The organism is Actinomyces sp. oral taxon 175 str. F0384, from assembly GCF_000223355.1.
GTDB classification, from domain to species: Bacteria; Actinomycetota; Actinomycetes; order Actinomycetales; family Actinomycetaceae; genus Actinomyces; species Actinomyces oris.
The window spans coordinates 914,447-938,771 of record NZ_AFUR01000001.1 but is presented as its reverse complement, the minus strand read 5'-3'; the positions used below and the strand labels follow the sequence as shown (position 1 = coordinate 938,771).

The window sequence follows — 24,325 nt, the reverse complement described above, 5'->3', positions numbered from 1 at the left end:
GACTGGCGCCCTTGCCTCCGTCGGCGCGCCGATGGGCGTGCTCAACCCCGGAGCACTCCCACTACAGGCGCTGTAGACGGCGTTCAGAACTGACGAGCGGATGTCGAGCGGGACGTTCCTGCACCTGTTCGGATGTCCATTCGAGGCAGTTTGCTCGGTCGGCAGCCGCCCTCGCTCGGCGAGCGTCTGCCGCACCTCGGGGCTCATGGTCCCGGCGGCCTCGGGAACGAGTCCGGCGATCAACCGTAGCGTCTTACGGATGCGGACCGACCCGGCCGGCCGGGCGGTGGCCCGCGCAAGCCTGTGATGCAGGACGGAGGCGATGTCATCAGCATCATCGAACCCACAACAACTAGACGCGGAAGGAGTCGGTCGAGGTCGTAGTTGTTGGCTTCTGCCCGGCGGAGCTGGTGCTCAGCGCACCGGACGCCTCGGACTCGATCGCTGCGTCGACCTGGTCAGCGGTCAAGCCGGAGTAGCGGATGAGCATGGCCCAGCGGTCTCGTTGGGCAGCGGCGGGAATCGCCTCGTACTCGGCGGCGAGTTGGGCGTTCGAACCCCGATGCTCCTGCTCGGCAGTGACGGTCTCGTGTACAGACATCTCAGCCTCTGCGTGCTGCAGAGCCCCGTAGAGCACAGAGCGTGTGGTGATGTCGTGATTGTCGCCCAGATGCGGTTCGGCTTGCTCGTCGACCCGATCGAGGACCACGTAGGCGTTGTTGGAGTGCTTACCGTGGGTCATCGCGACGTAGAAGTTCTCGCTTGTCGTGGTCGGTTCCACCGGCACGTGCGTGGTATCGACCGTGACCTCTTGCACCCTATGCGCCGTGACCGCGTAACTCGTATCAACATACTCGGCTACGTAGCCGGCAGGAAACCCGATGGCACCTCCAAACCGGCTTCCAGTCGGACGGACGATGACTGAGTCGTCGGTTGCGGACACCTGTGATGGTCCAGGTGTTACCGTTGCGCACCCAGTCCTCGCCGTCACGCAGTCGTCGATCGTCACGACGGGTGGTGACCATGTCCCCGACCTCCGCTCTGGTTCCGTCCGTAAGTTCGACCTCCCGGCCTGGTGTCAAGATGCAGTCGCGGATGAGATCAGCAAAGGCGCGCTGGTTGAGCGCTGTCACGTAATCGCGGGTTTCAGAGATCACCACCGACGCCAAGCCATGATGACTCCGGCCCGTACGCATGCGATGAATGCGGCATCGGTCAACGCGTCCTCGTCGCCCTCTCGGAGGCAGTCATGGTCGAGGCATGTGTCGATCACCCTGATGTGAACGTGCCGCAGGGCGAGGGAGACGGTCTTCTCCCACTCGTTGGTGAACCGATGCACTTCTACCCGCTCGGGCGCGTCAAGCCCCGGGCTCACTCCCGTCACATGTCGCTCCGGCTCATCGATCCGTGGTGAGCACGTCTCCCACGGCGGCAACAAGAGACTCAAGCGCGCCATGTTCCTGTCCGCCTTCGCCTTACTGCGCTCCGACCCCGTCTCCCAGGCCTACTACCAGCGCAAACACGACCAAGGCAAACCGCCTCGGGCCAGGCCGTCCTCGCCCTGGCCCACCGCCGCATCCTGACCCTGCACGCCATGATCCGCAACGGCACACTCTACGACCCACAACCAGCCACGACACTACCCACAGCCGCTTGACACACCGCCCAGAGTCCCCGCGATCAATGCCAACGCCATCACCTGGACCCAAGACAAAAACAAGGCCCGAACCGAAACCATCAAAGAGGGCAAGGGTTCGAGCCTTGTGCGCGTGGTGGAGCTAGGGGGATTCGAACCCCCGACCTCTTCCATGCCATGGAAGCGCGCTACCAACTGCGCCATAGCCCCGTGACGGGTGTCCCACCCGGAGTTCACTCCGAGGGGATCGTGGAGCTAGGGGGATTCGAACCCCCGACCTCTTCCATGCCATGGAAGCGCGCTACCAACTGCGCCATAGCCCCGTTCGGGCGTCGCTCGCGTGCGGCGACGCGGATAACTGTATGAAGTTCGGACCCGTCAGGGCAAATCCGCACCACGTGCGCTACCTCACCTGCTCAGCCCAGGATTCTGCCCAGCGGACTGGAGTCCACCGGTGGTCCGGCATTCCACGCCACCACCGCCCAGCCCGGAGGCCGTTTGTTGGTCCGCAGAAGCGCGTAGCAGCAGTTGCTCATGCCACGCAGGCCGAACCACTGCTGGGCGTCCATCCCCAGCAGGTAGGTGGCCCCCAGGTTGGTAGCCGCTCCGTGGGAGACGGCCACGATGACGTCGTCCTTCTGGGAACCTGCGACGATGGCCTTGAGCGCCTCCCCCACTCTCTCGGCGGTTTGGCGGCGCCCCTCGATCCGGAACTGAGGGAGGTCTCCCCCGGCCCGCCAGGTGGCGTAGTGCTCCGGCCACTGCTCCTTGATGTCAGCGGCCTTGAGGCCCTCCCAGTCCCCGAAGGACTTCTCCGCCAGACCCTCATCGATCTCGACGCTCAGTCCGGTCAGCGACGCCAGCGCCTCGGCCGTGTCCCGCGCCCGAATCAGCGGGGAGGAGACGATGCGAGTGGGCCCCAGGGCCGCGATGTCCTCGGCGGCACGCCGAGCCTGGTCACGACCGGTCTCATTAAGAGGGACGTCAACCCGGCCCTGAATACGCCCTTGACTGTTGTAGTCGGTCTGACCGTGGCGCCACAGAATGAGATCCGTCATGACGCGGTGGTCTCCCGACCGCCGAGGGAATCACCGTCCTGGCTGCCCTCATGTGCCAGGTCCGCCGGCAGCTCGATGGCGGGGCAGTCCTTCCACAGGCGTTCGAGCGAGTAGAACTCCCGGTCCTCGTTCTGCAGGACGTGAACGACGACGTCGCCGTAGTCCACCAGGACCCAGTGGGCGTCGGCGAAGCCCTCCCGGGTACGGCGCTTGGCCCCGGCTCGGTGCATGGCCTCATCGACTGCATCGACGATGGCGTGGACGTGGCGGTCGTTCGCCCCGGAGGCCAGCAGGAAGACGTCGGTGAGTCCCAGTCGCTCGGAGACGTCGATGGCGGCGAGGTGCTCAGCCTTCTTATCGGCCGCCGCGCGAGCGGCAGCGATCGCCAGGCCGGTGGCGTGTTCAGTGGCGGACACGGATCTCCTTCGGGAGGGTCAGTCGGACATCATGCGGCAGCGGCGACTGTACCGTGCCCACCTCCGTCAAACGAGCTGACGGATCCACTCCCCCGCACCGACGCCGGCCGCCATGGCGCTCGTACCACCGCCGAGCTTGCCGTTGGAGATCAGCAGTGCCAGGACAACAGCGATGATAATCAGCAGCAGGACGATGATGAGCGCTGCCATGAGGATCTTGCCGGTGCGCGAGGAGGCGCCGGGCTGCTCCATCGGCAGGACGTGATCCGGGGTGGGAACCCTTCCGGTCACCTCGTTGACGGGAGCCAGGTAAGGCTCCTCAGGGACCTCGGCAGCCGGGGCCGCCACGGAGTCCCACTCGGAGGCCCCCATCGGACCATTGCCGTTCTCGACCTCGTCGCTGTAGAAGGCGTACGGGCTGACGGCCTCGCCGGAGACGGCTGCGGTCTCTGCCGTCCCGTCGACGATCGCCTCCTGGAAGCTACCTGCCTGCGGGGGCTGATGCAGCGACCTCCACTGCGGGGCCCCGGGCGCACCGAACTCGGAGTCCTGTGCCCCCTGAGTCGAGGGTGCCGACGTCGACACCACCATGGTCTGCGCCTCAATGTCGACCTCGACCTCGGCGTCGTCCTGCACCATCGGCTCCTCGATGGAGGGAGCGCCGTAGACATCCTGCACGTCGGCGGCCTCCTGGGCGGACGGCGAGCTGTCCACGGGCTGGACCGAGCTGAGCTCTCCCGTGGAGGCGTTCACGGTGCGCACACCCTGAGCAGCAGCCGGAATCCGCACGATGGGTCGGCGCACCGAGCCGGCGGAGGACGCCGAGCCGGCGCTGACCCCGCTGCGGGAGGGCTCGGCGCTCCGCGTGGCACCAGCCTGCCCGTAGGCGGCGACGTCGGCCGCGCCGGGGGCGGTTGCGGAGACGGCGGGAACAGCGGAGGCGGCGCTCACGGCCTCGACCGCCGAGGAGGACTGTGAGGAGGCGCCCCCGTCGTCCTGGGCCAGCGGCTCGAGACCCTCCCGGTAGTCGTAGGGGCTGGTGGCGGGCTCCTCGGTCTCAGCGTCACCGCTCACCTCGACGGCGCCCTGAGACTCATTGTCCTGTGGGCTCTCCGGTTCGTCCGCCTCGGAGACGGAGCCACCTTCAAGACGGTCCTTGAGTGAGAAGCGGGTGGGGACCGGCGCCGGCTCGGAGCTGGCGTTCGCGGCCCAGTGAGCGTCGTAGTCAAGGGTGGCCACCGGCAGGTCGACGGCCTCCATCAGGCCCGTCTCGATCTCGGAGATCGCCACGGCCTCGGCCGCCGACAGCGAGCGCCAGCTCGGAGCAGAGGCGGCCGACCCCTCGGGGACGGACATGCTCAGGGGCGGGTTCTGCCCGCCCTGCTCGAGATAGTCACCCCCGTCCAGGGCGGTGGGCTCGGCCGGCTCCCCCGGCCCGGACTCGGCCTCGTCACCGGAGGTGGCGGAGGAACGGGAGGTGACCGACGCAGGATCAGCAAGAGGATCCTGGAGCGCCTGAGCCTGCTCAGGGGTGATCTCGCCCGCCTCGACGGCAGCCCTGAGCGCCTTGGCCTCCTCACGCAGACGCCGCATCTCACGCCGGGTCAGGAGCGGCTGCTGACCGGTCAGGATCGCCTCGCGCTCCGCGGCGCGCTCCGCCTGCCGGATCGCACGACGACTACCGCGTGGAGCGTGCTCATCTGGCGTCGGCTCCTCGGACGTGGGGGCATTGACGCCGGTCTGCTCAGTGCTCACCGTCGTTCTCCTTCCTCAGGGACTGCTCGCGGGCCACTCTCGCCGTCATCGACGTCGCCGACGCCGGCCGCAAGGCCATACGATAGAGCCCGTACTTGCGTATGTACTGCACGACACCGTCAGGGACCAGGTACCACACCGGAGACCCCTCCCCGACCCGCTGGCGGCAGTCAGTCGACGAGATCGCCATGGCCGGCACCTCGACCAGCGAGATCCGGTCACGGGGAACCCCGGAGTCACTGAGGACGTGCCCGGGACGCGTCACGCCCACCAGATGAGCCAGGTCGAAGATCTCCTCACTGTCCTTCCAAGTGAGGATCTGCGCCAGCGCGTCGGCTCCAGTGATGAAGTACAGCTCCGCGCCCGGGTACTCGGCCGCGATGTCATGAAGGGTGTCGATCGTGTAAGTCGTCCCACCCCGGTCGATATCGACCCGGGAGACCGTGAACCTCGGGTTTGAGGCCGTGGCGATCACCGTCATGAGGTACCGGTGCTCAGCCGGGGAGACCTTGCGCTCCTTCTTGAAGGGCTGGGCCCAGGTGGGCACGAAGATGACCTCGTCGAGAGCGAAGACGTTCTGCACCTCACTGGCTGCGACCAGGTGCCCATGGTGGATCGGATCAAAGGTTCCACCCATGATGCCGATGCGAAGCGGACGAGCAGACAGGGTCACGCGCTGCGCCTCGCTTCTCTCCTGGGGGACACGTTTGGTTCTCCTCAACCGGCTTGGACAACTGCAGTTGGCGAACATACTGCCACGGCCTGCCCCCATTGTGGGTCTCCGCAACGCCATAAGCGAGTTATCAGCCAAGGGCGCAGAGACGCGAGGCGGCATTCGGGCTGCTGTCAGGCTACTTCCAGTCGGCCAGTGCGCGCCCCGCCGCCCCCAGCGCCGGAGCGGTCGCCCCGAGCCGGGCCGCCACCAGCCGCGGCGCCGGCAGGTCGCCCACGAGATCCGCCACCCGGCCTCGCAGAGGCTCCAGGAATGCAGCCTCGTCCGCCCGCATCAGCTCGGAGTTGACGACGACGTCGAGGGGGCCGAGCAGGCCCACACCCTGAGCGATGAGCTCAGCCAGGCAGTCCAGGCCGGTGTCCCAGACACGGCGCGCCTCCCGGTCCCCCGAGGCGATCGCGCCCAGGAGGGACTCCAGCCCCGTGGCGCACTGGGCGAATGACTCATCGGAAGCGTCGTCGCAGCCGCCCGGCTCCGGCGCGGCGGAGCCGGAGCCGAGGGAGCCGGCAGAGTCATCGAGCATGCCCGCGGTGTGCCGCCTGACCATTGCGCACACGGAGGCGACATCCTCCAGGCGGGCCCGCTCCCCGCTCCAGTCCGGATCGGGAACCAGGATCCGACCGACCTGACCGGCCCAGCCCTCACCGAGCACCGGGGCTCCGCCCAGCAGGACGGCGGATGAGATCCGCTCACCGACCGCCAGATAGAGGCAGTTCCTCCCGGCCACACCCCACTGGCTCTCGGCCCAGGCACCGCAACCGGCATCCTGATAGAGCCTCACCTCAAGGCCTCCGGAGAGTCCGGGTGACCCGGAGGCCTGAGACGACAGCGACCGTCTCACCAGACTCGCCAACGGGGCGTCCTGCAACCCAAGAGTCTCGCTGCGGCGCACACGCCCCTCGTCCTCATCGACGACACCGGGCACACTGACCCCGACGACGAGGGCCGCTGCCCCGGACACCTCACCACTGAGGTCATCGGCGAGGCCCGCGCACAAGGACTGGATCGCGCTCCCGATCTCCTGGGCCAGCCGGTCGGCGTCTGCGCGGCACTGCCTGGGAACCGGCCGCTCCACGGAGGAGATGACACTCCCCCGGCCATCAGCGACAACCGCGGAAACGGCGTCGGCACTGACATCGACCCCTATGGCGACGACGTCCTCCCCACGGCGGAGGGGCTCGGCAAGGTCAGCGGGACAACCCATATCTTCTCTGTTCTCGGAGGCGGGATGGCGAGCCCACGGGGCCACCACTCCACACAATGACGTGATTGATGTCGACGACAGTAGCAAGGTTTACATCGCGATGTGTCGCCCTCAGGAGGCAACTGGGGACATCCCTGAACTATGCTGACGTCGGTACACCGACTACCTGCCGCACGGTCACTAGAATACGGCAAGTGGTTGATGCACAAATCAACCGTACATCCCCTCCCAGCCCATCCCCTCTCCGTCCCGCACCACCCCCTTTGACCCCCAGGAGGATCGAGATGTCTCGGCATGATCGCCATTCGGCCATCCTCGACATCGTCATGGACGAGGGCAGCGTCCATATCGACGACATCATCACGCGGCTGGGGGTCTCAGCGGCCACCGCGCGACGCGACCTCGACCACCTGGCTGACCAGCAGCTGGTCAGCCGCACCCGTGGCGGAGCCATCGCCAACCCCACCTCCACCGAGCCCCCTCTGCGCTACCGCACCTCCAAGATGGCCGATGAGAAGACCCGTATCGCCAAGGCGGCGGCCGCTCTGGTGCACCCGGGTGACTCCATCGGTCTCAACGGCGGCACCACGACCACTGAGGTGGCGCGCGAGATCGCGCTCCTGCCGGCGCTGACCGATCCGGAGGTGCCGGTCACCCTGGTCACCAATGCCGTCAACATCGCCAACGAGATGGCCGTGCGCCAGTGCGTGCGCGTCGTCGTCACCGGGGGGATCGCACGAGCCCGGTCCTTCGAGCTCACCGGTCCTCTGGCCTCTCTCATCCTTCCCTCGATCAGTGTGGGCACGCTCTTCCTGGGAGTCGAGGGCCTCGATGAGCGAGGCGCCTACGCCCAGCACGACGGGGAGGCGGCCATCAACGCCGCACTGGTCGAGGCCGCCGAGCACGTCGTCATCGTGTGTGACAGCTCCAAGCTCGGCAGGACGGCCTTCGCCCTCATCTGCCCCACCTCCGGGATCGACACGGTCATCACCGACGACGGCGCCTGCGCCGACCAGGTCGAGGCCCTGCGGCGAGCCGGAGTCCAGGTGCAACTGGTCTAGCATCCGACAAACCTGAGAGCTTTCTCATCCGCCCCTAATCGTCATCTTCTTCTGGCCGGTCAGGATCGTTTCAGAACGATCCAGAACCGACACCGGGAGAAGAGAGACGATCATGACGAGCGCTCCCCTACGCGTGGCCCTCTACAGCCACGATGCCAAGGGGTTGGGACACCTTCGCCGCAACCTCGCTCTGGCCCACCACCTGGCCCGAGCACTGCCGGGGCTCACCGGCCGTGACGTCACCGGCCTGGTCATCACCGGGTTGACCCCGGGCCAGGAGTACCGCCTCCCCGACGGCTTCGACTGGCTGGTGCTGCCGGGGATCAAGAAGTCCGAAGGCATCTACCAGCCCCAGCGCCTGCGCATCACCCACGAGGACCTGGGCGAGGTCCGTAGCGCTCTGCTGAACGGCGTCCTGAGCACCTTCGCCCCGGATCTGCTCATCATCGACCGACACGCCTACGGGGTGCACCAGGAGCTGCGCGAGCCCCTGACTCACCTGCGCCGCACTCACCCCACCGCGCGCGTGGTGCTCGGTCTGCGCGAGGTCCTGGACACCCCCGCAACCGTGCAGCGCGAATGGGATGAGCTCGGCGAGGCCGACACGTTGCGCCGGCTCATCGACGAGGTCTGGGTCTACGGGGACGCCGCGGTCCACGACCTGAGCGCCACCGGCGAGGCCCCGCCTGCGCTGGAGGAGCGGATGCACTACACCGGTTACCTCGCCCACGGTCGCGACATCGCCGAGCCCAGGGACGGTTCCGAGGCCTCACCCGCTCTGGCCGGTAACGCCCTGGACCCCGAGCCCTTCATCCTGACGACCGCCGGTGGCGGCTGCGACGGCATCAACCTGCTGCGTGCCGCCGCGCAGGTACGCGTCCCTGACGGCTACCGGCATGTCGTGGTCACCGGCCCCCAGCTCGACGCCGCCCTGTTCCACCAGGTCGCTCAGGCGGCCGGTCCCCGCACCGTGGTACGCCGGTCCTGGCCCGGCATGAGCCGCCACATCCAGCAGGCCGCTGCGGTCATCGCGATGGCCGGCTACAACACGGTCACCGAGATCCTCGCCTCCCAGACCCCGGCCCTCCTCGTCCCGCGCGAGACGCCTCGCCTGGAGCAGTTCATCCGGGCCTCCGGCCTGAAGAAGGCAGGCGCCGTCGACCTGCTGAGAGTCACGGATCTGAGTGCCGCAGCGCTGGAGGACCGGCTCTCCGAGCTGCTGGGCGACCAGGAGGCCGCCCGTCACCAGCTGATGGGGCGACGTCGTCTGCGTCTGAACGGCCTGGCCACGGTCCCCCTGCTGGCCGCCGAGCTCATGGATCACCGACATGACGCACCCACCACGAGCCCGACCTACCTCACCAGCCACCCCACCAGCCTCACCAGGATGGAGATCCCCGCATGAATCCCCCACTCGAGACCCACCAGACCCACCAGGGCGCCCCCCGTATCGGATACGTCCTCAAGGTCTACCCCCGCTTCTCGGAGACCTTCATCGTCACCGAGATCCTGGCCCGCGAGGCCCAGGGCGAGGACCTGAGCATCTATGCGCTGCGTCCCACCACGGATGCCCGCTTCCACCCCGAGATCGCCCGGGTCGCCGCCCGCGTCAACTGGGTGGGCCGACCGAACCGGGCCATCGACCTGTGGAGCCAGCTCACCGAGGGCCTGACCCGCCAGGAGGACCGCGAGCGCTTCGCCGCCATCATGCCGGTCCTGGCCGAGCTGCCCGGTGACGTGGTGGCCCAGGGCGTGGAGCTGGCGCGTCAGGCACGCCGGGACTCCATCACCCACCTGCACGCGCACTTCGCGTCCCTGGCGGGGCGGGTGGCGTGGATCGCCTCGGCCCTCACCGGCATCCCCTACACCGTGACCACCCACGCCAAGGACATCTTCCACGAGTCGGTGGACCCGGTGTGGCTGCGCCGGATCTGCGCCGATGCCCAGCGGGTCATCGCCATCAGCCGTTACAACGAGGACTACCTGGGAACTGTGCTGGCGGGCACGGGGGCCACGGTGTCGCTGCGTTACAACGCCCTGGAGCTGGATCGCTTCTCCTACCGTGCCCCGCAGCCGGTGTCCGCCACGAGGGCAGAGCCGCTGCGGGTGTGCGCCGTGGGTCGTCTGGTGCCCAAGAAGGGCTTCGCCGATCTGGTCGAGGCGGTGAGGATCCTGGTGAGCTCGGGGATCGATGTCGAGGTGGAGCTGGCCGGTGACGGCGATGAGCGTGAGCGCCTGACCGAGCAGATCGAGCGCCTGGGACTGGCCGACAGGATCCGTCTGCTGGGTCCGCTCACGCAGGCGGAGGTGCGCGAGCTGCTGGCGCGCTCGGACGTGTTCGCGGCGCCGTGCATCGAGGCGGCCGACGGCAATATCGACGGTCTGCCCACGGTGGTCCTGGAGGCGATGGCCTGCGGGACGCCGGTGGTGGCCACGGCGGTGTCGGGACTTCCGGAGGTGGTTCACGACGGCGTCACCGGGATTCTTCTTCCCCCGGGTGACCCGGCCTCGCTGGCCGTGGCCCTGCGCGGGATCGCACAGGGCGAGGTGGACATCGTCGCGCTGTCCCGCGGTGCGCGAGCACTGATTGAGGAGCAGTTCGACTCTCGGGCCCAGGCCGCGGTGCTGGCCGCCTGGCAGTCGGGTCCCGTCCCGGCTTCCGGCATGCGCCTGGCCGATGAGGAAGGAGCCGCCTGATGCGCATCGCCTACATCTGCTGCGACCCGGGCATCCCGGTGTTCGGGACCAAGGGCGCCTCGGTACACATTCAGGAGGTCGTTCGCGAGCTGCGGGCCGCCGGCCACGAGGTGGTGCTCTACGCCCTGCGCTCAGGCGAGCACGTGCCCGCCGACCTGGCCGATCTCGAGCTGCACCTGGAGGCGGTCGCCGAGGTCGCCCCCGCTGAGCGGGAGCAGGCGCAGGTGCGTGCCGCCCAGAGGATCGCCTCGCGGGTGATCGCCGACGGCGCTGACCTGGTTTACGAGCGCTACTCCCTGTTCTCCACGGCTCTGGCCAACATCACGGTGGCCACCGAGGTGCCGGGGGTCCTGGAGGTCAACGCTCCGCTGATTGACGAGCAGCGTCGTCACCGCTCGCTGGTGGACGCCTCCGGTGCTGAGCAGGCGCTGCGCCGTCAGGTCGGGGCGGCGCGGGTCACGGTGTGCGTCTCGGACCCGGTGGCCGACTGGGTTCGCCGTCGCACCGCCGATATGCCGGACGCGGAGGCTGTTGCCGCCAGGGTCCACACGGTTCCCAACGGTGTGAGCGTGCGCCGCATCCAGCCTCAGCCGGCAGATCCCGAGCAGGTGGTCGTCACCTTCGTGGGGACGCTCAAGCCCTGGCACGGGGTGGCCGACCTCATCACGGCGGCGGCCCTGGCGCGTCAGCGGTGGAGCCTGCGGATCATCGGCGACGGACCCGAGATGGAGACGCTCCGTGCGCAGGCCGAACGCCTGGGGGTGGAGGCGGACTTCCGTGGGGCGGTCGCCCCTGAGGAGATTCCCACTCACATGGCGGGTTCGGCGATCGGGGTGGCTCCCTACCCTGATCTGGGGGGTCTGGAGCAGCAGTACTTCTCCCCCATGAAGGTCCTGGAGTACCTGGCCGCGGGGCTGGCAGTCGTGGCCTCCGATGTCGGTCAGATCCCCCAGCTGCTTGAGGAGGGATCGCAGCGCCACGGCGTGCTCGTGGCACCCTCGGACCCCACGGCGCTGGCCGCGGCCCTGGATGATCTGGCGGCCTCCCCCCAGCGGCGGGCCCGGATGGGGCGTAACGGTCGTCTTCTGGCTGAGGAGCGTCACTCCTGGAATCGGGTCGTCACCCGGATCCTGGGGCTGGCCGGCGTCGCTGAGGGTGGTGTGCGGTAATGGCTCCGCTTCCTCGTCGTCACGGGCGCAGTCGAATGCGCCACTCCCCCATGCGACAGACCCTGCGGCTGGTGGGCCCTGATGCCGCCCCGCAGTGGCGCCTCATGGCCGGCGGCACCGCGGTGCTTCTGGCGGAGGTGGTCTTCCGGGTGCTGGAGCCCTGGCCGCTGAAGGTCACCATCGACTCACTGGTGGCGGCGCTGGGCCGCCACACGGGCAGCGCCCCCGCCACGGTCTCCTCCCTGGTGGGTCTCGGTATCGCCCTGCTGGCGATCGTGGCCGGGCGGGCGGTGTGCAACTACCTGGCCACCGTGGCCTTCGCCCTGGTGGGCTCGCACACCGCGGCCTCCCTGCGCAGCCGGGCCTTCCACCACGTCCAGGGCCTGTCCCAGCAGTTCCATGCCCGCAACCGCAGCGCGGACACGGTTCAGCGACTCATCGCCGACGTCAACCGCATGCAGGAGGTGGCCGTCACCGCCGGCCTGCCGATGGCCGCCAACACCTTGACCCTGCTGGTCATGGTCGTGGTCATGGTGTTCCTGGACCCGCTGCTGGCCATGATCGTGCTCCTGGCGGTGGTGGCCTTCATGCTCGCCTCCTCGGGCAACTCGCGGCGGATCTCCGCGGCCTCCCTGCGCAGCCGCAAGTCGGAGGGGAACCTGGCCAACACCGCCCAGGAGGCGCTCGGCGCCATCAAGGTGGTCCAGGCCTACGGTCTGGAGCCGCTGCTGCATGAGCGTTTCACGGGCGCCAACTCGGTGTCCCTCAGTGAGGGGGTGCGCTCGCGCCGTATCGCCGCGCGTCTGGAGCGCTCCACGGACGTCATCGTCGGCGTGGCCACCGCCGTGGTCATGGTCGGCGGGGGCATCCGGGTCCTGAACGGCGCCATGTCGCCGGGGGATCTGGTGCTCTTCACGACCTACCTGCGCACCACCATGAAGCCGCTTCGGGACATGGCCAAGTACACCGGCCGCATCGCCCGGGCGACGGCCTCGGGTGAACGGGTGGCCGACCTCATGGCGGTCAAGCCCGACATCGTCTCCCCTGCTGACGCCATCGTGCTGGACCGGGTCCACGGCATGATCCACTTCGACCACGTGCACGCCGCCTACGAGGGCCGCCCGGTGCTGCACGGTGTGAACCTGACGGTGGTTCCCGGTGAGCACGTGGCCCTCGTGGGGCCGTCGGGCTCGGGCAAGTCCACCCTGGTGTCCCTGGTGGTGCGGGCCCTGGATCCGACGTCGGGCACGGTGAGCCTGGACGGGCACAGCCTGAACGATCTCGATCTGCGGTTCCTGCGCTCGCAGGCCTCGGTCCTGCACCAGGAGGCGGTGCTGCTGACCGGCACGATCCGGGAGAACATCCGTCTGGGCCGGCCCGATGCCTCCGACGAGGAGGTGGAGGCGGCCGCGCGTGCGGCCCACGCCCACGAGTTCATCACCCAGATGCCCGGCGGCTACGACACGACCGTGGGCGAGCGAGGAGGCACCCTCTCCGGCGGCCAGCGCCAGCGCATCGCCATCGCTCGGGCGCTGCTGCGTGACTCGCCGATCGTCATCCTGGATGAGGCGACCACCGGACTGGATCCGGCCTCGACGTCGGCGGTGCTGGAGGCGATCGATGAGCTGGTGGCCGGGCGCACGACCCTGACCGTCACCCACGATCCGCAGGCCGCCATGCGCGCCGACCGGGTGGTGTGGATCCAGGACGGGCGCATCCACCTGGAGGGCAGCCCTCAGGACCTCATGGAGTCCTCGGCCGACTTCCGTCGGTGGGCGAACAGCCACCTGGCGGACTCCTTCGCCCTGGTGGGGAGCGGATCATGACTCCTTCGCTCATCAAAGCGATGACCACGGCCGACGCCGTCGCCGCGGTCCTCGACGCCGATCGGCTCAGTGAGCTCCTTCAGCGCCCGGTGCGGGCCGCCAGGCTGCGCATCAAGCCTGAGGTCTCGGTCCTGGTCTCTCTGACCCACCGGAGCACCGGGCTCACCGCGGGCTGGGCCCGCTTGCTCTGGCCGGTCTCGCACTCCAAGGCCGCTCAGGCCGAGCGCCTGGCCGCCTCCCTGGGGCTGCAGTCCCCCGTCACCCGGTCCCTGGACGGGGGCCTGCTGCTGCAGTGCGGTGCGGTCCTCACCGACCCCAAGCTGGCTGAGCCTCTCGCCCAGGCTACGGAGCTGGGGGTGCTGGGCAGCTGGGAGGCCCGGGACGTGCTGCGCTACAACCCCTCACGGCGCCTGGTCCTCCGGGACGGCTCCACGGTTCTGCGGCTGCGAACCGGCGGCGGGGGACCTGCCGACGACGTCCACCGCGCCCTGTCCGGGCTCCTCCCGGTCCCCGGTCTGCTCGACTCACAGGCCGTGGCCCAGTGCGAGGGCCGTCTCAGCGTGCAGCAGTGGTGCGGAGACACGAATCTGGCTGACGTCTACGCGGACGACGCCGACCGGGCGGCCTCCGCTCAGGGCCTGAAGGAGGGCACCAGGCGTGTGGGGGCTCTGCTGGCCGAGCTGCACTCCTGCGCCGGGCAGCTGCCGGCCGGCCTCATCGACCGGCTGCCGCATCAGCCTGCCGGCTCCCGGGAGCTGGCCGAGGTCCACGCTCGTCAGCTCGATGTCCTGGCCCCTGAGCTGGCGCGCCGGGTACGGGCGGTGGGCGACATGCTGCCCGAGCGGCTCCCCGGGACACCGGTTCTCACCCACGGTGATGCCTCCCCCGACCAGGTGCTCTACGAGTACTCGACCGGGCGGATCTGGCTGACCGACTTCGACCGGGCGTGCCTGGCGCCGGCGGCGACGGACCTGGGCTCCTACCTGGCGGAGGCACCGTCCTGTCAGCGGCATGCGCTGCTGGAGGGTTACGCCGTGCACCGGCTGGTACCGAGCGACGAGGAGCTGGGGTGGGCGATCGCACTGTCGCGGCTGGCGCGGCTGGCCGACCCTCTGCGACGGGCCCACCCGTCCTGGCGTGAGCGCATCAGCGCGGACCTGGCCGCCATCGAGCGCATCGCCCGGTCGCCGGAGAAGGAGGCCAGCTGGGCATGACGGACACGACGAGCACAACACCAAGGACTGAGATGACACAGACGACGGAGGCGGCCGACATGCTCAGCACGCTGCGGGCCATCCCCGGGCTGCGACGGGCTTGGCCCGCCGGCCGGGACTCGGAGCCGGCGAGCGCGAGCATCGAGTGCGTCGACGGCCGGGGCCGCCTGCGCGCCGGGCACGTCACCGTGGGGGGCGCCCCCGACCTGCTGCCCTACGCCAGTGACCCGGCCCTGCCGGCCCTGTCCAGGCAGCTGACCGGGAGACTCGTCGTCCACCGCGCCGGCCGCCGCGCCGTCGTCATGGAGGCCTCCCGGGTCCGCAAGATCGTGCGGCCCCACAAGGCTGCCTCCCTGGTGCGGGCCCACACGACCGCCGCCTCGGTGCTGCGGGTCACCGGTCTGCGCACCCCCAGGATCCTCGGCAACGGGGACGACGTCGTTGACCTCGAGCTGCTGCCGGGCCGCAGTCTCGATGAGCTCGGTGACGCCGGCCTGCCCGGGTGGAAGCGGTTCACGGAGGCCTGGTCGCTCCTGGGCGATCGTGAGGCGGACCTGCCCGTCCACGGGCCGCGTCAGGAGGCCCAGGTGCTGCAGCGCTGGCTGGCCTCCGCCCGCCGCTGCGGCCTCATCGACCAGCAGGATCTTCTGCACGAGCAGGTGGTGGACACCTGCCTGAGCCTGACAGAGGCGAGCGGGGTGCACGTCATCACCCACCGCGACCTCCACGACGGCCAGCTCCTGTGGGACGGAACCGACCTGTCCCTGCTCGACCTGGATACCGCGGCCATGGCCGAGGCGGCCCTTGACCTGGGCAACCTCTGGGCCCACGCGGATCTCATGGCGGTTCGCGGCCGGATCGGCCCCGAGGCCCACGCCCGGGTCCGCGGACTGCTCGACGACCTGGCCCGCGCACTGCCCGTGACGGAGCAGCGCCTGGAGACCTACTACCGCTCCTCAGCGCTGCGGCTCGTCTTCGTCCACGCCTTCCGGCCCGCCGCCCACCGGTGGCTGCCGATCTGGGTGCGCCACTGCCTGGGAGACGCCTCCCCCTTCATGTCCCTGGACCTCACCAACGATTGGAACGACTCATGACCCCTCTTAAGCTCACCGTCATCGGCTGCGGATACCTCGGTGCCGTCCATGCCGCTGCCATGGCCCACCTGGGACATCACGTCCTGGGGATCGATACCCGACCCGAGCAGGTCGAGGCCCTCTCCCAGGGCCGCGCCCCCTTCTATGAGCCCGGGCTGCCCGAGCTGCTGGTCACCGGGGCCCAGCAGGGAGACCTGCGCTTCACCTCAACGCCGACGCCGGCCGAGCTGGCCGAGGCCGACGTCCACTTCATCGCCGTGGGGACCCCGCAGTCCACCACTGGCGGGGAGGCCGACCTGAGCCAGCTGTGGAGCGTGGTCGACATGCTTCACGACGCCCTGCCCGAGGGTGGGCGCAGCCTGGTGGTGGGCAAGTCCACCGTCCCGGTGGGTACCGCCCAGCAGGTGGCCGAGCGCCTGGCAGGACGCGCCCTGGTGCTGTGGAACCCCGAGTTCCTGCGCGAGGGCTTCGCCGTGGCCGACACCCTCCACCCCGACCGCATCGTCTACGGGGTCCCTGCCGATCCCGCCGACGCCCAGGAGGCCCAGGCCGTGCTCGACGCCGTCTACCAGGACCTGCTGGAGGAGGGCATCCCCCGGATCGTCACCGACTACCCCACCGCCGAGCTGGTCAAGACCGCGGCGAACTCCTTCCTGGCCACCAAGATCAGCTTCATCAACGCCATGGCCCACCTGTGCGACACCGCCGGGGCCGACGTCACCGTCCTGGCCGACGCCATCGGCCACGACCCACGCATCGGTCGGCGATTCCTCCAGGCCGGCGTCGGCTTCGGCGGAGGCTGCCTGCCCAAGGACATCCGGGCGCTGCGGGCCAGCGCCGACCTCCACGGCGCCGTGCACCTGGCGGACCTGCTGGGCCGGGTCGACTCCATCAACCGCGAGCAGCGCGACCGGATCGTCGAGCTGGCCCGCACCCACGTGGGCGGCGACCTGTCCGGTCGGGCGATCACCATCCTGGGGGCGGCCTTCAAGCCCCTGAGCGACGACGTACGCGACTCCCCCGCCCTGGACGTCGCCTCCCGTCTGGCCGACCTCGGGGCCAAGGTCACCGTCTGCGACCCGCAGGCCCTGCCCGTGGTGGCCCGCTCCCACCCCCACCTCACCTTGGAGGACGATCCCCGCGCCGCGCTCAAGGGAGCCGAGCTCGTCCTGCTGCTGACCGAGTGGGACCAGTTCGTGGCCCTCGACCCCGTTGAGGCCGCCACCGGCGTCGCCGAGCGCGTCATCATTGACGGACGCAACGCCCTGGACCCGGTGACCTGGCGTGAGGCCGGGTGGACCTACGCGGGAGTGGGACGCTGAATCGGGCCGCTCCCGGCTCCGCCCATGCCCGGATCCATGGGGCGGAGCCCAGTGGATCCGGGCACAATGACGAGGTGACCTCACTGCTGCCCACTCGTACCGTCACCATTCGCACCCGCGTCATGTGGGCGATCGTGCTGGTGGCCGGCATCGCCCTGGTCATGTGCGGGACGATCGTGTGGACGCTGGGGCTCTCCAGCGTGTCGGCCGATGCCACCAACCGCCTCGAGCACAGCCGCGACCGGATCCGCCAGCTGGCCGCCGACAGGCAGGACCCCTCCAGCGGTCAGCCCCTGGAGGACGTCTCCGCGGTTCTTCGTACCCACATCCAGCGCACTGCCGAGGGGCGCGGTGAGGCCGAGCTCGGCTTCGTGGGCACCGATGCCAGTACGAAGCTGACCTGGGTCTCCGCAGACAGCGTCTCCTTCCGCCCCGAGCAGGACAAGGAGCTGCTCACTCGGGTCTCCTCCCAGGCCGCCGCCTCGGAGTCCGTCATCGAGACGGTGCGCACCCCCACCTCGAGCTACCGGGTCCTCGTCGTCCCGTTGCAGGGCGGCGCCCAGCGCGGCGCACTCGTGCACGTCATCGACCTCAAGGTCGCCGAGTCCCAGCTCCGACGCACCATGGCCTTCTACGCGGCCGCGGCCGTGTTCACCGTCGCCCTGGTGACGGGGCTGGCCTGGTTCGCCGTCGAGCGGCTCCTGCGCCCCATCGAGCAACTGCGCCGAGCCACCGAGTCCATCGGCGAGGAGGACCTGACCACCCGGGTACCGGTCAAGGGCCGGGACGACCTGACGGCCCTGGCCGCGGCCGTCAACCGGATGCTCGACCGGGTCCAGACCTCGGTGGAGGCCCAGCGCAACCTGCTCGACGACGTCGGCCACGAGCTGCGCACCCCGATCGCCGTGGTCCGCGGTCACCTCGAGCTCACCGACCCCGCGGACCCCGAGGACGTGCGCCAGACCCAGCTGCTGGCCCTTGACGAGCTCGACCGGATGGGAATGCTCGTGGGCGACCTGATCCTGCTGGCCAAGAGCGTCCAGAGCGACTTCGTCACCCCGGTGGACACGGATGTCGCCGAGCTGACCGAGCTGGTCTTCGACAAGTCCCTCGCCCTGGGTGAGCGCCGCTGGAAGATGGAGTCGGCGGCCTTCACCCGGGCCATGGTCGACCCCACCCGGATCACCCAGGCCTGGCTCCAGCTAGTGGCCAACGCGGTGAGGTACTCCGAGCACTGCTCCACCGTGTCCCTGGGCTCGGCCGTTCGCGACGGCCACCTGCAGATGTGGGTCAGGGACGAGGGCATCGGGATCGCCCCCGAGGACATCGACCTGGTGCGCCAGCGCTTCAAGCGCACCGCCGGCGCTCAGAAGCTCGCCTCCGGAACGGGACTGGGGCTCAGTATCGTCGAGACGATCGTCGCAGCACACGGCGGGAGGCTGGACATACTCTCTGAGGTGGGCCGAGGATCGGTGTTCACCATGGTGATCCCTCTCAGGCCCCCCGCCGCCGTGGCCTCCTCCCGAGGCGACGCCCTCACACCTGCCGGGGACTCGCTCCCCGCTCAGCCCCCGACAGCCTCCCGAAGGAGTCACTCACCATGAGCCGCATCCTCATCGTTGAGGACGAGCCCCGCATCGTTGCCTTCCTCACCAAGGGTCTCAAGGCGGCCGGGTTCACCCCCCACACCACCGCCGAGGGCGGGCAGGCCGTGGCCCTGGCGGTCCAGGAGGACTTCGACCTCATCATCCTGGATGTGGGCCTGCCCGACATCGACGGCTTCGAGGTGCTCCAGCAGCTACGCGGCCAAGGAGTGGGAACGCCGGTCATCATGCTCACGGCGCGCTCCTCGGTGGCCGACCGCGTCGCCGGCCTGGAGGGCGGCGCGGACGACTACATGCCCAAGCCCTTCTCCTTCGAAGAGCTCCTGGCCCGCATTCGGGTACGGCTGCGCCCGGATGCCACCGGCCCTGACCAGATGCGCCTGACCCACCGCGACATGGTTCTGGACCTGCGCACCCGCACCCTGACACTGGAGGGCAGGACCGTGGAGCTCTCCGCAAGGGAGTTCGCCCTGGCCGAGACCTTCATGCGCCACCCCGGTCAGGTCCTCAGCCGCGAGCAGCTGCTGAGCGCCGTGTGGGGGCTGGACTTCGACCCCGGCTCCAACGTGGTGGAGGTCTATGTCTCCTACCTGCGCAACAAGCTGGGAAGGCAGCGGGTGGAGACCGTGCGCGGCATGGGCTACCGGCTCATCTGATCCGCGACGCCGGCCGTCTTGTCAGCCGTCCGCTCAGTCATCGTCGCGGTCGTCGTCATCGGCTTCCTTCACACCGTTCCTGGCCGGCTTCTTGTCGTCGTCATCATCGTCCACCTCGGTGCGTCCGGGGGCGGCCGGTGCGGCGGTCCCGGCCGGGGCAGCCGGAGCGGCGGGGGCCGGCTGGCGATGGCCATGGTCGACGGCGACAGGCGGGTCGGGCTCCACCGCCTGAGGCGCGTGCCCCTGCGTCGAGGAGTCCGATGAGGTCGAGGAGTCCGCCTCGGAGCCGCCGGACTCGTGCCGGGTGGAGCTGGCGCCGCCGCCGGCAGTCGAGCTCTGCGTGGCCGTCACGGAGGACTGGGACGAGGTGACCCGTGGGGTTGCCGTCAGGACGATTCCCGGTTCCTTCGCGGACTCGGCGGGGTGGGAGAAGACCATGCGGGTGACTGCGAGCAGGAGACCCGCGGTCACGATGACAACGGTGGTGGCCACGACGCGGCCACGTCCGAAACGATGCAGCAGACTCGCCATTCCAGCGTCCCCCTTCTGCCCGGCTCTGGCTTGACGGGACCTGCCCGACTTTTGTCGACCGTAACATGAATAAGAGGACAAAGCACCGGAGCACGACGCCGGGGAGTGACAGAACTGATCCGCGGGCTTGTCGCAATCAGCACAACTCCGCGGCGCCCGGTATCACTCGCGGGCGCGAGGGGTCAGGGACGGATGTGGCCGTCTCCCTCGACGATCCAGGTCGTCGTCGTCAGCTCGCTCAATCCCATGGGGCCACGGGCGTGGAGCTTCTGGGTGGAAATGCCCAGCTCGGCCCCCAGGCCCAGCTGTCCGCCATCGGTGAAGCGGGTCGAGGCGTTGACCATGACGGCCGCCGAGTCCATGCCGGCGATGAAGTCGTTGATGACGCTCACGTCCTGGGCGAGGACCGCCTCGGTGTGTCCGGTGGTGTGGGCGCGGATGTGGTCGATGGCCTCCTCCAGGCTCTTCACGACACGCACGGCCAGGTCCAGCGAGCCGTACTCGGTGTCCCAGTCGGCCTCAGTGGCCTGGGTCAGGAGGACATCACGTCCAGCGGTCGTCGCAGCCTCGGTCAGGATCCGGTGGGCGGTGGGGTCAGCGTGCAGGACGGTGTCCTTGTCCCACAGGGCGCGGGCGGCAGCCGGCAGGTAGGTGGCGGCGACATCGGCGTGGACCAGGAGCGTCTCGGCGGCGTTGCACACGCCGACGCGCTGGGTCTTGGCGTTGACGATGATGTCCACCGCGGCATCCAGGTCGGCGCTGGCGTCGACGTAGACGTGGCAGTTGCCCGATCCGGTCTCGATGACGGGGACGGTGGACTGCTCGACGACGGTGCGGATGAGCCCGGCCCCTCCCCGCGGCACCAGGGCGTCGACCAGGCCGTGGGCGCGCATGAGGGCGCGGGCCCCGTCCCGACCGGCGGCATCGATGCTGGTGACGAGATCTGCGGGCAGCCCCTGCGCCTCCAGGGCGCTGCGCAAGGCCGCGACGATGGCGGCGTTGGAGTCCTGGGCGGCACTGCCCCCGCGCAGGATGATGGCGTTGCCGGACTTGACGGCCAGGGCGGCGGTGTCGACGGTGACGTTGGGGCGGGCCTCGTAGATCATGCCGACGACGCCCAGTGGCACCCGGACCCGGCGCACACGCAGCCCGTTGGGCATGACCGAGCCGTCAACGACCTGGCCCACGGGGTCGGGTAGGGCGGCCACCTCGCGCAGGGAGTCGGCGATGGCCGACAGCCGCCCACGGTCCAGGGCCAGACGGTCGAGCAGGCCGGCCTTCATCCCGCCTTGGCGTCCGCGCTCCAGGTCGGCGGCGTTGGCCGCGAGGATCGCTTCGCCGTGCTCGGTGAGGCTGTGGGCCATGGCCTCCAGGGCGGCGTCCTTAACGGCGCGTGGGACCCTGGCCAGGCTCCGTTGCGCCACGCGGGCGGAGCGGGCGGTTGCGGTGACGAGCTCGTGGGCCTCAACGTCGTTCATGGGGACACCTTAGAAGACGAAGCCGATGGTGTCCTCAGACACCAGCGATGCGGGGCAGCTCAGCCAGATCGTCGCGGTGGATCACGGGAGCCACGTGGTCGGGGGCGGGGGCGCCCTCGGCCCGGGCCGCCAGGACCTCGCGCAGCTCGGCTGCGGCGTAGCGGCATATCCCCCGGGCCAGGACGCCCTCGGGGCCGACGACGTCGACGACGGAGCCCGACTCGAAGTCGCCGTCGAGGCCGGTCAGGCCCGGCAGCAGGAGCGACTTCTTCCCCACGGTCAGGGCCCGGGCCGCCCCGGCGTCGATGAGAACGCGCCCGTCGGGCTGGGAGGCGTGGGCCATCCACAGCCGGCGGCTGGGGCGGTGGGGACCGGTGGGCTCGAACCAGGTGCCCAGGTCGGTGGGAACCTGTTCCTGGCCCAGGAGCCCTGCGGCGTCGTCGGCCCGGGCGATGAGGGTGGTGGTGCCCGAGGCGCAGGCGATGGTGGCGGCCTGGAGCTTGGTGGTCATGCCGCCGGTTCCCACGAAGGAACCGCGCCCGGAGACACTGACCCCCGCCAGGTCCGCCGAGGAGCGCACGTGGCGGATGGGAGTGGCGCCGGGGGTTCCGGGGCGCGCGGTCCACAGGCCGTCGACGTCGGTGAGCAGCACCAGGACGTCGGCGGTCACCAGGTGGGCCACGAGGGCGGCGAGGCGGTCGTTGTCACCGAGGCTGAACTCGCTGGTGGCCACCGCGTCATTCTCGTTGATGATGGGGACGGCTCCCAGTGAGAGCAGGGAGTCGAAGGTGGCGCGCACCGTGCGGTAGTGGCTGCGGATGGCGACGTCGTGGGCGGTCAGGAGAACCTGGGCGGTCACCAGTCCGTAGGCGCTCATCGCGGTCTCCCAGCGGGCGGCGAGCCGCCCCTGTCCCACGGAGGCGGCCGCCTGCAGGAGGCTGAGCTCGTCGGGGCGCCGGCTCAGCCCCAGGGGCACCAGCCCTGAGGCGACGGCCCCGGAGGAGACCAGGACGACGTCGTGGCCGCGACTGCGCATTCCGGCGATGAGGCCGGCGAGGATATCGATGCGGTTGAGATCGAGCCCGCCGTCGGCGCGCGTCAGGGAGGAGGAGCCGACCTTGACCACGACGCGGGCCCCCTCAGGCAGGCGTTCCGGGCGCTCCTGTCCGTGGTCTAAGTCGGCACCGGTTGCTGCTGGAGTCATGGGTTCGCGCCTCAGTCCTCGTCGTCCCCGTGCCAGGAGGCGGCATCGGTCCACAGGCCCTCGGCGGCCTCGTCGCGCAGCTGCTGGCGCGCGGCCTCCTTGGCATCCATCATCTCGTGGTACTGGCTGCGCCGCTCCACGTTGGTCCGACGCCGACTGGTCTCCAGGCGCAGGTCGGTGCCTCGGGCGCCCAGCAGCTCGGGGCCGGTGGTCATCGTGGGCTCCCAGGTGAAGAGCACTCCCCCGTCGACCTCGCCGATGAGGACGGTGTCGCCGGCGTGGGCGCCGGCCTTGACAAGCTCGTCCTCGACCCCGGCCGCGGCCAGGCGGTCGGCGAGGTAGCCGACGGCCTCGTCATTGGTGAAGTCGGTCTGACGCACCCAGCGCTCGGGACGCTGCCCGCGGACCTGGTAGACCTGCCCCTCGCTGGGATGGGCCAGCAGACGCACCTGGGCGACGCTCTCCTTCTCCCGCCGCCCGACCGCCGCGGGCCGGATGACGGGGCGCGACTCACCCGAACCGTCAGTCGCACCGGGCTCGCCGTCACGCTGGGACGTGGCCGGAGCGGCCTTCCGGGCCCGCTCGACCTCCCCGGCCAGGGCGAAGGACAGGGGGCGCAGCCCCGTGTGCGCGACCGCGGAGATGATGTGGACAGGCAGTCCCCGGGCCTCGATGTCGGCGCGCACGAACTCGGCGAGCTCGGCGGCGTCGGGGACATCGACCTTGTTGAGCACCACGATGCGGGGGCGCTCCATGAGGGGGACCCGGCCGGTGAGGGAGGGGTCGTCCTCCTGCTCGCCGAGGCGCTCGGAGTAGGCCGCGAGCTCGGCCTCAATGGTGTCCAGGTCGGAGAGGGGGTCGCGGCCCGGCTCGAGGGTGGCGCAGTCCAGGACGTGGACGATGACGGCGCAGCGCTCGATGTGCCGCAGGAAGTCAAGTCCCAGACCTTTGCCCTGGGAGGCGCCGGGGATGAGTCCGGGGACGTCGGCGATGGTGTAGCGCACGTCGCCGGCCTCGACGACCCCGAGGTTGGGGACGAGGGTCGTGAAGGGGTAGTCGGCGATCTTGGGGCGGGCGGCGCTCATGGCGGCGATGAGGGAGGACTTGCCGGCGCTGGGGTAGCCCACCAGGGCGACGTCGGCAATGGTCTTGAGCTCCAAGGTGATGTCCTGGGCCTGACCGGGCTCTCCCAGGAGGTGGAAGCCGGGGGCCTTGCGCTTGGAGGAGGCCAGGGAGAAGTTGCCGCGTCCGCCGGTGCCACCCTGGGCGACGACGACGCTGGTGCCCTCCCCCACGAGGTCGGCGATGACCTGACCGCGCGAGTCCTTGACGACGGTGCCCTCGGGAACGGGCAGGACGAGGTTCTTGCCGTCGGTACCGCGGCGCCAGTCCCCCATGCCGGGGGTGCCGTTGCCGGCCCGCTGGTGCGGGGAGCGGTGGTAGCTCAGCAGGGTCGTCACCCGGGGGTCGACCGTCAGGACGACGTCACCGCCATGACCGCCGTCGCCGCCGTCGGGCCCGGCCAGGGGCTTGAACTTCTCACGGTGCACGGAGGTGCAACCGTTGCCGCCGTCGCCGCCGGCCACGTGGAGGACCACTCGGTCAATGAAGCTGGGCATGGGGTCTCCTGTGAGTCCGGGATAGCGCGAGAGGGCGGACGGCAGGTG

At 69.9% G+C, this 24,325-nt stretch carries 20 protein-coding genes, 2 tRNA genes and 1 pseudogene; 11 read left to right on the top strand and 12 right to left on the bottom strand.

The window, feature by feature from the left end; genetic code table 11:
• Nucleotides 1–352: 352 nt before the first annotated feature.
• Entirely contained in the window at nucleotides 353–1,009 is a 657-nt protein-coding gene (locus HMPREF9058_RS03940) for a hypothetical protein (protein WP_139018934.1), read from the bottom strand.
• 346 nt (nucleotides 1,010–1,355) lie between these two features.
• On the opposite strand from HMPREF9058_RS03940, the pseudogene HMPREF9058_RS12765 reads away from it, so the two are divergent.
• Nucleotides 1,356–1,657: pseudogene (locus HMPREF9058_RS12765) on the top strand (transposase); the annotation flags it as partial.
• Between the two features lie 113 nt (nucleotides 1,658–1,770).
• Here the strand turns inward: HMPREF9058_RS12765 and HMPREF9058_RS03925 are convergent.
• From HMPREF9058_RS03925 to HMPREF9058_RS03895, 7 genes are all read right to left on the bottom strand, one after another.
• Nucleotides 1,771–1,846 (bottom strand) — tRNA-Ala (locus HMPREF9058_RS03925).
• Between the two features lie 40 nt (nucleotides 1,847–1,886).
• Nucleotides 1,887–1,959, bottom strand: a tRNA-Ala gene (locus HMPREF9058_RS03920).
• 93 nt (nucleotides 1,960–2,052) lie between these two features.
• Nucleotides 2,053–2,694: a histidine phosphatase family protein gene (locus tag HMPREF9058_RS03915; protein ID WP_009406167.1), complete on the bottom strand. Its 642-nt coding sequence runs from the start codon at nucleotides 2,692–2,694 to the stop codon at nucleotides 2,053–2,055.
• Nucleotides 2,691–3,110: a ribosome silencing factor gene (gene rsfS / locus HMPREF9058_RS03910; protein ID WP_004565156.1), complete on the bottom strand. Its 420-nt coding sequence runs from the start codon at nucleotides 3,108–3,110 to the stop codon at nucleotides 2,691–2,693. Before rsfS ends, HMPREF9058_RS03915 begins: the two co-directional genes overlap by 4 nt.
• Nucleotides 3,111–3,176: 66 nt before the next feature.
• The gene (locus HMPREF9058_RS03905) at nucleotides 3,177–4,865 is read right to left on the bottom strand and encodes a hypothetical protein (protein ID WP_009405574.1); all 1,689 of its coding nucleotides are present in this window, start codon (nucleotides 4,863–4,865) and stop codon (nucleotides 3,177–3,179) included.
• A complete protein-coding gene (gene nadD, locus HMPREF9058_RS03900; RefSeq protein ID WP_009405885.1) occupies nucleotides 4,855–5,538 on the bottom strand; it encodes a nicotinate-nucleotide adenylyltransferase in 684 nt (227 codons plus the stop codon). Before nadD ends, HMPREF9058_RS03905 begins: the two co-directional genes overlap by 11 nt.
• Nucleotides 5,539–5,716: 178 nt before the next feature.
• Nucleotides 5,717–6,802 carry an ROK family protein gene (locus HMPREF9058_RS03895; RefSeq protein WP_043537618.1) on the bottom strand — a complete coding sequence of 362 codons (1,086 nt, stop codon included), beginning with the start codon at nucleotides 6,800–6,802 and terminating at the stop codon, nucleotides 5,717–5,719.
• Nucleotides 6,803–7,086: 284 nt separating this feature from the next.
• On the opposite strand from HMPREF9058_RS03895, the gene HMPREF9058_RS03890 reads away from it, so the two are divergent.
• The 10 genes from HMPREF9058_RS03890 to HMPREF9058_RS03845 all read left to right on the top strand — a co-directional run bounded on the left by HMPREF9058_RS03890 (nucleotide 7,087) and on the right by HMPREF9058_RS03845 (nucleotide 19,445).
• Nucleotides 7,087–7,863, top strand: a complete 777-nt coding sequence (locus tag HMPREF9058_RS03890; protein ID WP_009405609.1) for a DeoR/GlpR family DNA-binding transcription regulator — start codon at nucleotides 7,087–7,089, stop codon at nucleotides 7,861–7,863.
• A 112-nt stretch (nucleotides 7,864–7,975) separates the two neighbouring features.
• Nucleotides 7,976–9,268 carry a glycosyltransferase family protein gene (locus HMPREF9058_RS03885; RefSeq protein WP_009406101.1) on the top strand — a complete coding sequence of 431 codons (1,293 nt, stop codon included), beginning with the start codon at nucleotides 7,976–7,978 and terminating at the stop codon, nucleotides 9,266–9,268.
• The gene (locus HMPREF9058_RS03880; RefSeq protein ID WP_009747425.1) at nucleotides 9,265–10,560 is read left to right on the top strand and encodes a glycosyltransferase; all 1,296 of its coding nucleotides are present in this window, start codon (nucleotides 9,265–9,267) and stop codon (nucleotides 10,558–10,560) included. Before HMPREF9058_RS03885 ends, HMPREF9058_RS03880 begins: the two co-directional genes overlap by 4 nt.
• Nucleotides 10,560–11,729: a glycosyltransferase family 4 protein gene (locus tag HMPREF9058_RS03875; RefSeq protein ID WP_009405841.1), complete on the top strand. Its 1,170-nt coding sequence runs from the start codon at nucleotides 10,560–10,562 to the stop codon at nucleotides 11,727–11,729. The genes HMPREF9058_RS03880 and HMPREF9058_RS03875 overlap by 1 nt, the downstream gene beginning before the upstream one ends.
• Nucleotides 11,730–11,779: 50 nt before the next feature.
• Nucleotides 11,780–13,555 carry an ABC transporter ATP-binding protein gene (locus tag HMPREF9058_RS03870; protein ID WP_009747221.1) on the top strand — a complete coding sequence of 592 codons (1,776 nt, stop codon included), beginning with the start codon at nucleotides 11,780–11,782 and terminating at the stop codon, nucleotides 13,553–13,555.
• A complete protein-coding gene (locus tag HMPREF9058_RS03865) occupies nucleotides 13,552–14,769 on the top strand; it encodes an aminoglycoside phosphotransferase family protein (RefSeq protein WP_009747592.1) in 1,218 nt (405 codons plus the stop codon). Before HMPREF9058_RS03870 ends, HMPREF9058_RS03865 begins: the two co-directional genes overlap by 4 nt.
• A gap of 32 nt (nucleotides 14,770–14,801) precedes the next feature.
• Nucleotides 14,802–15,863, top strand: coding sequence for a phosphotransferase (locus HMPREF9058_RS03860; RefSeq protein WP_043537617.1), 1,062 nt, complete (start codon nucleotides 14,802–14,804; stop codon nucleotides 15,861–15,863).
• Nucleotides 15,860–17,185 carry a UDP-glucose/GDP-mannose dehydrogenase family protein gene (locus tag HMPREF9058_RS03855; RefSeq protein ID WP_009747459.1) on the top strand — a complete coding sequence of 442 codons (1,326 nt, stop codon included), beginning with the start codon at nucleotides 15,860–15,862 and terminating at the stop codon, nucleotides 17,183–17,185. The genes HMPREF9058_RS03860 and HMPREF9058_RS03855 overlap by 4 nt, the downstream gene beginning before the upstream one ends.
• 74 nt (nucleotides 17,186–17,259) lie before the next feature.
• Complete coding sequence (locus tag HMPREF9058_RS03850) at nucleotides 17,260–18,789, top strand: cell wall metabolism sensor histidine kinase WalK (RefSeq protein WP_009406108.1); 1,530 nt, start codon at nucleotides 17,260–17,262, stop codon at nucleotides 18,787–18,789.
• Entirely contained in the window at nucleotides 18,786–19,445 is a 660-nt protein-coding gene (locus HMPREF9058_RS03845; protein ID WP_009405416.1) for a response regulator transcription factor, read from the top strand. Before HMPREF9058_RS03850 ends, HMPREF9058_RS03845 begins: the two co-directional genes overlap by 4 nt.
• A gap of 33 nt (nucleotides 19,446–19,478) precedes the next feature.
• On the opposite strand, the gene HMPREF9058_RS03840 is transcribed toward HMPREF9058_RS03845, so the two are convergent.
• The 4 genes from HMPREF9058_RS03840 to obgE all read right to left on the bottom strand — a co-directional run bounded on the left by HMPREF9058_RS03840 (nucleotide 19,479) and on the right by obgE (nucleotide 24,277).
• Nucleotides 19,479–19,976, bottom strand: a complete 498-nt coding sequence (locus tag HMPREF9058_RS03840; RefSeq protein WP_009747586.1) for a hypothetical protein — start codon at nucleotides 19,974–19,976, stop codon at nucleotides 19,479–19,481.
• A 182-nt stretch (nucleotides 19,977–20,158) separates the two neighbouring features.
• Nucleotides 20,159–21,454: a glutamate-5-semialdehyde dehydrogenase gene (locus HMPREF9058_RS03835; RefSeq protein WP_009405690.1), complete on the bottom strand. Its 1,296-nt coding sequence runs from the start codon at nucleotides 21,452–21,454 to the stop codon at nucleotides 20,159–20,161.
• Nucleotides 21,455–21,488: 34 nt separating this feature from the next.
• Entirely contained in the window at nucleotides 21,489–22,658 is a 1,170-nt protein-coding gene (proB, locus tag HMPREF9058_RS03830; protein ID WP_009406344.1) for a glutamate 5-kinase, read from the bottom strand.
• Between the two features lie 11 nt (nucleotides 22,659–22,669).
• Complete coding sequence (gene obgE, locus HMPREF9058_RS03825) at nucleotides 22,670–24,277, bottom strand: GTPase ObgE (RefSeq protein ID WP_009406508.1); 1,608 nt, start codon at nucleotides 24,275–24,277, stop codon at nucleotides 22,670–22,672.
• Nucleotides 24,278–24,325 lie beyond the last annotated feature (48 nt).

Excerpts from the sequence above, each read along its gene's own strand:
- HMPREF9058_RS03915 (WP_009406167.1), bottom strand. The coding sequence starts at position 2,694 with ATGACGGATCTCATTCTGTGGCGCCACGGTCAGACCGACTACAACAGT.
- HMPREF9058_RS03895 (WP_043537618.1), bottom strand. The coding sequence starts at position 6,802 with ATGGGTTGTCCCGCTGACCTTGCCGAGCCCCTCCGCCGTGGGGAGGAC.
- HMPREF9058_RS03890 (WP_009405609.1), top strand. The coding sequence starts at position 7,087 with ATGTCTCGGCATGATCGCCATTCGGCCATCCTCGACATCGTCATGGAC.
- HMPREF9058_RS03885 (WP_009406101.1), top strand. The coding sequence starts at position 7,976 with ATGACGAGCGCTCCCCTACGCGTGGCCCTCTACAGCCACGATGCCAAG.
- HMPREF9058_RS03880 (WP_009747425.1), top strand. The coding sequence starts at position 9,265 with ATGAATCCCCCACTCGAGACCCACCAGACCCACCAGGGCGCCCCCCGT.
- HMPREF9058_RS03875 (WP_009405841.1), top strand. The coding sequence starts at position 10,560 with ATGCGCATCGCCTACATCTGCTGCGACCCGGGCATCCCGGTGTTCGGG.
- HMPREF9058_RS03870 (WP_009747221.1), top strand. The coding sequence starts at position 11,780 with ATGCGACAGACCCTGCGGCTGGTGGGCCCTGATGCCGCCCCGCAGTGG.
- HMPREF9058_RS03865 (WP_009747592.1), top strand. The coding sequence starts at position 13,552 with ATGACTCCTTCGCTCATCAAAGCGATGACCACGGCCGACGCCGTCGCC.
- HMPREF9058_RS03860 (WP_043537617.1), top strand. The coding sequence starts at position 14,802 with ATGACACAGACGACGGAGGCGGCCGACATGCTCAGCACGCTGCGGGCC.
- HMPREF9058_RS03855 (WP_009747459.1), top strand. The coding sequence starts at position 15,860 with ATGACCCCTCTTAAGCTCACCGTCATCGGCTGCGGATACCTCGGTGCC.
- HMPREF9058_RS03845 (WP_009405416.1), top strand. The coding sequence starts at position 18,786 with ATGAGCCGCATCCTCATCGTTGAGGACGAGCCCCGCATCGTTGCCTTC.
- HMPREF9058_RS03840 (WP_009747586.1), bottom strand. The coding sequence starts at position 19,976 with ATGGCGAGTCTGCTGCATCGTTTCGGACGTGGCCGCGTCGTGGCCACC.
- HMPREF9058_RS03835 (WP_009405690.1), bottom strand. The coding sequence starts at position 21,454 with ATGAACGACGTTGAGGCCCACGAGCTCGTCACCGCAACCGCCCGCTCC.
- proB (WP_009406344.1), bottom strand. The coding sequence starts at position 22,658 with ATGACTCCAGCAGCAACCGGTGCCGACTTAGACCACGGACAGGAGCGC.
- obgE (WP_009406508.1), bottom strand. The coding sequence starts at position 24,277 with ATGCCCAGCTTCATTGACCGAGTGGTCCTCCACGTGGCCGGCGGCGAC.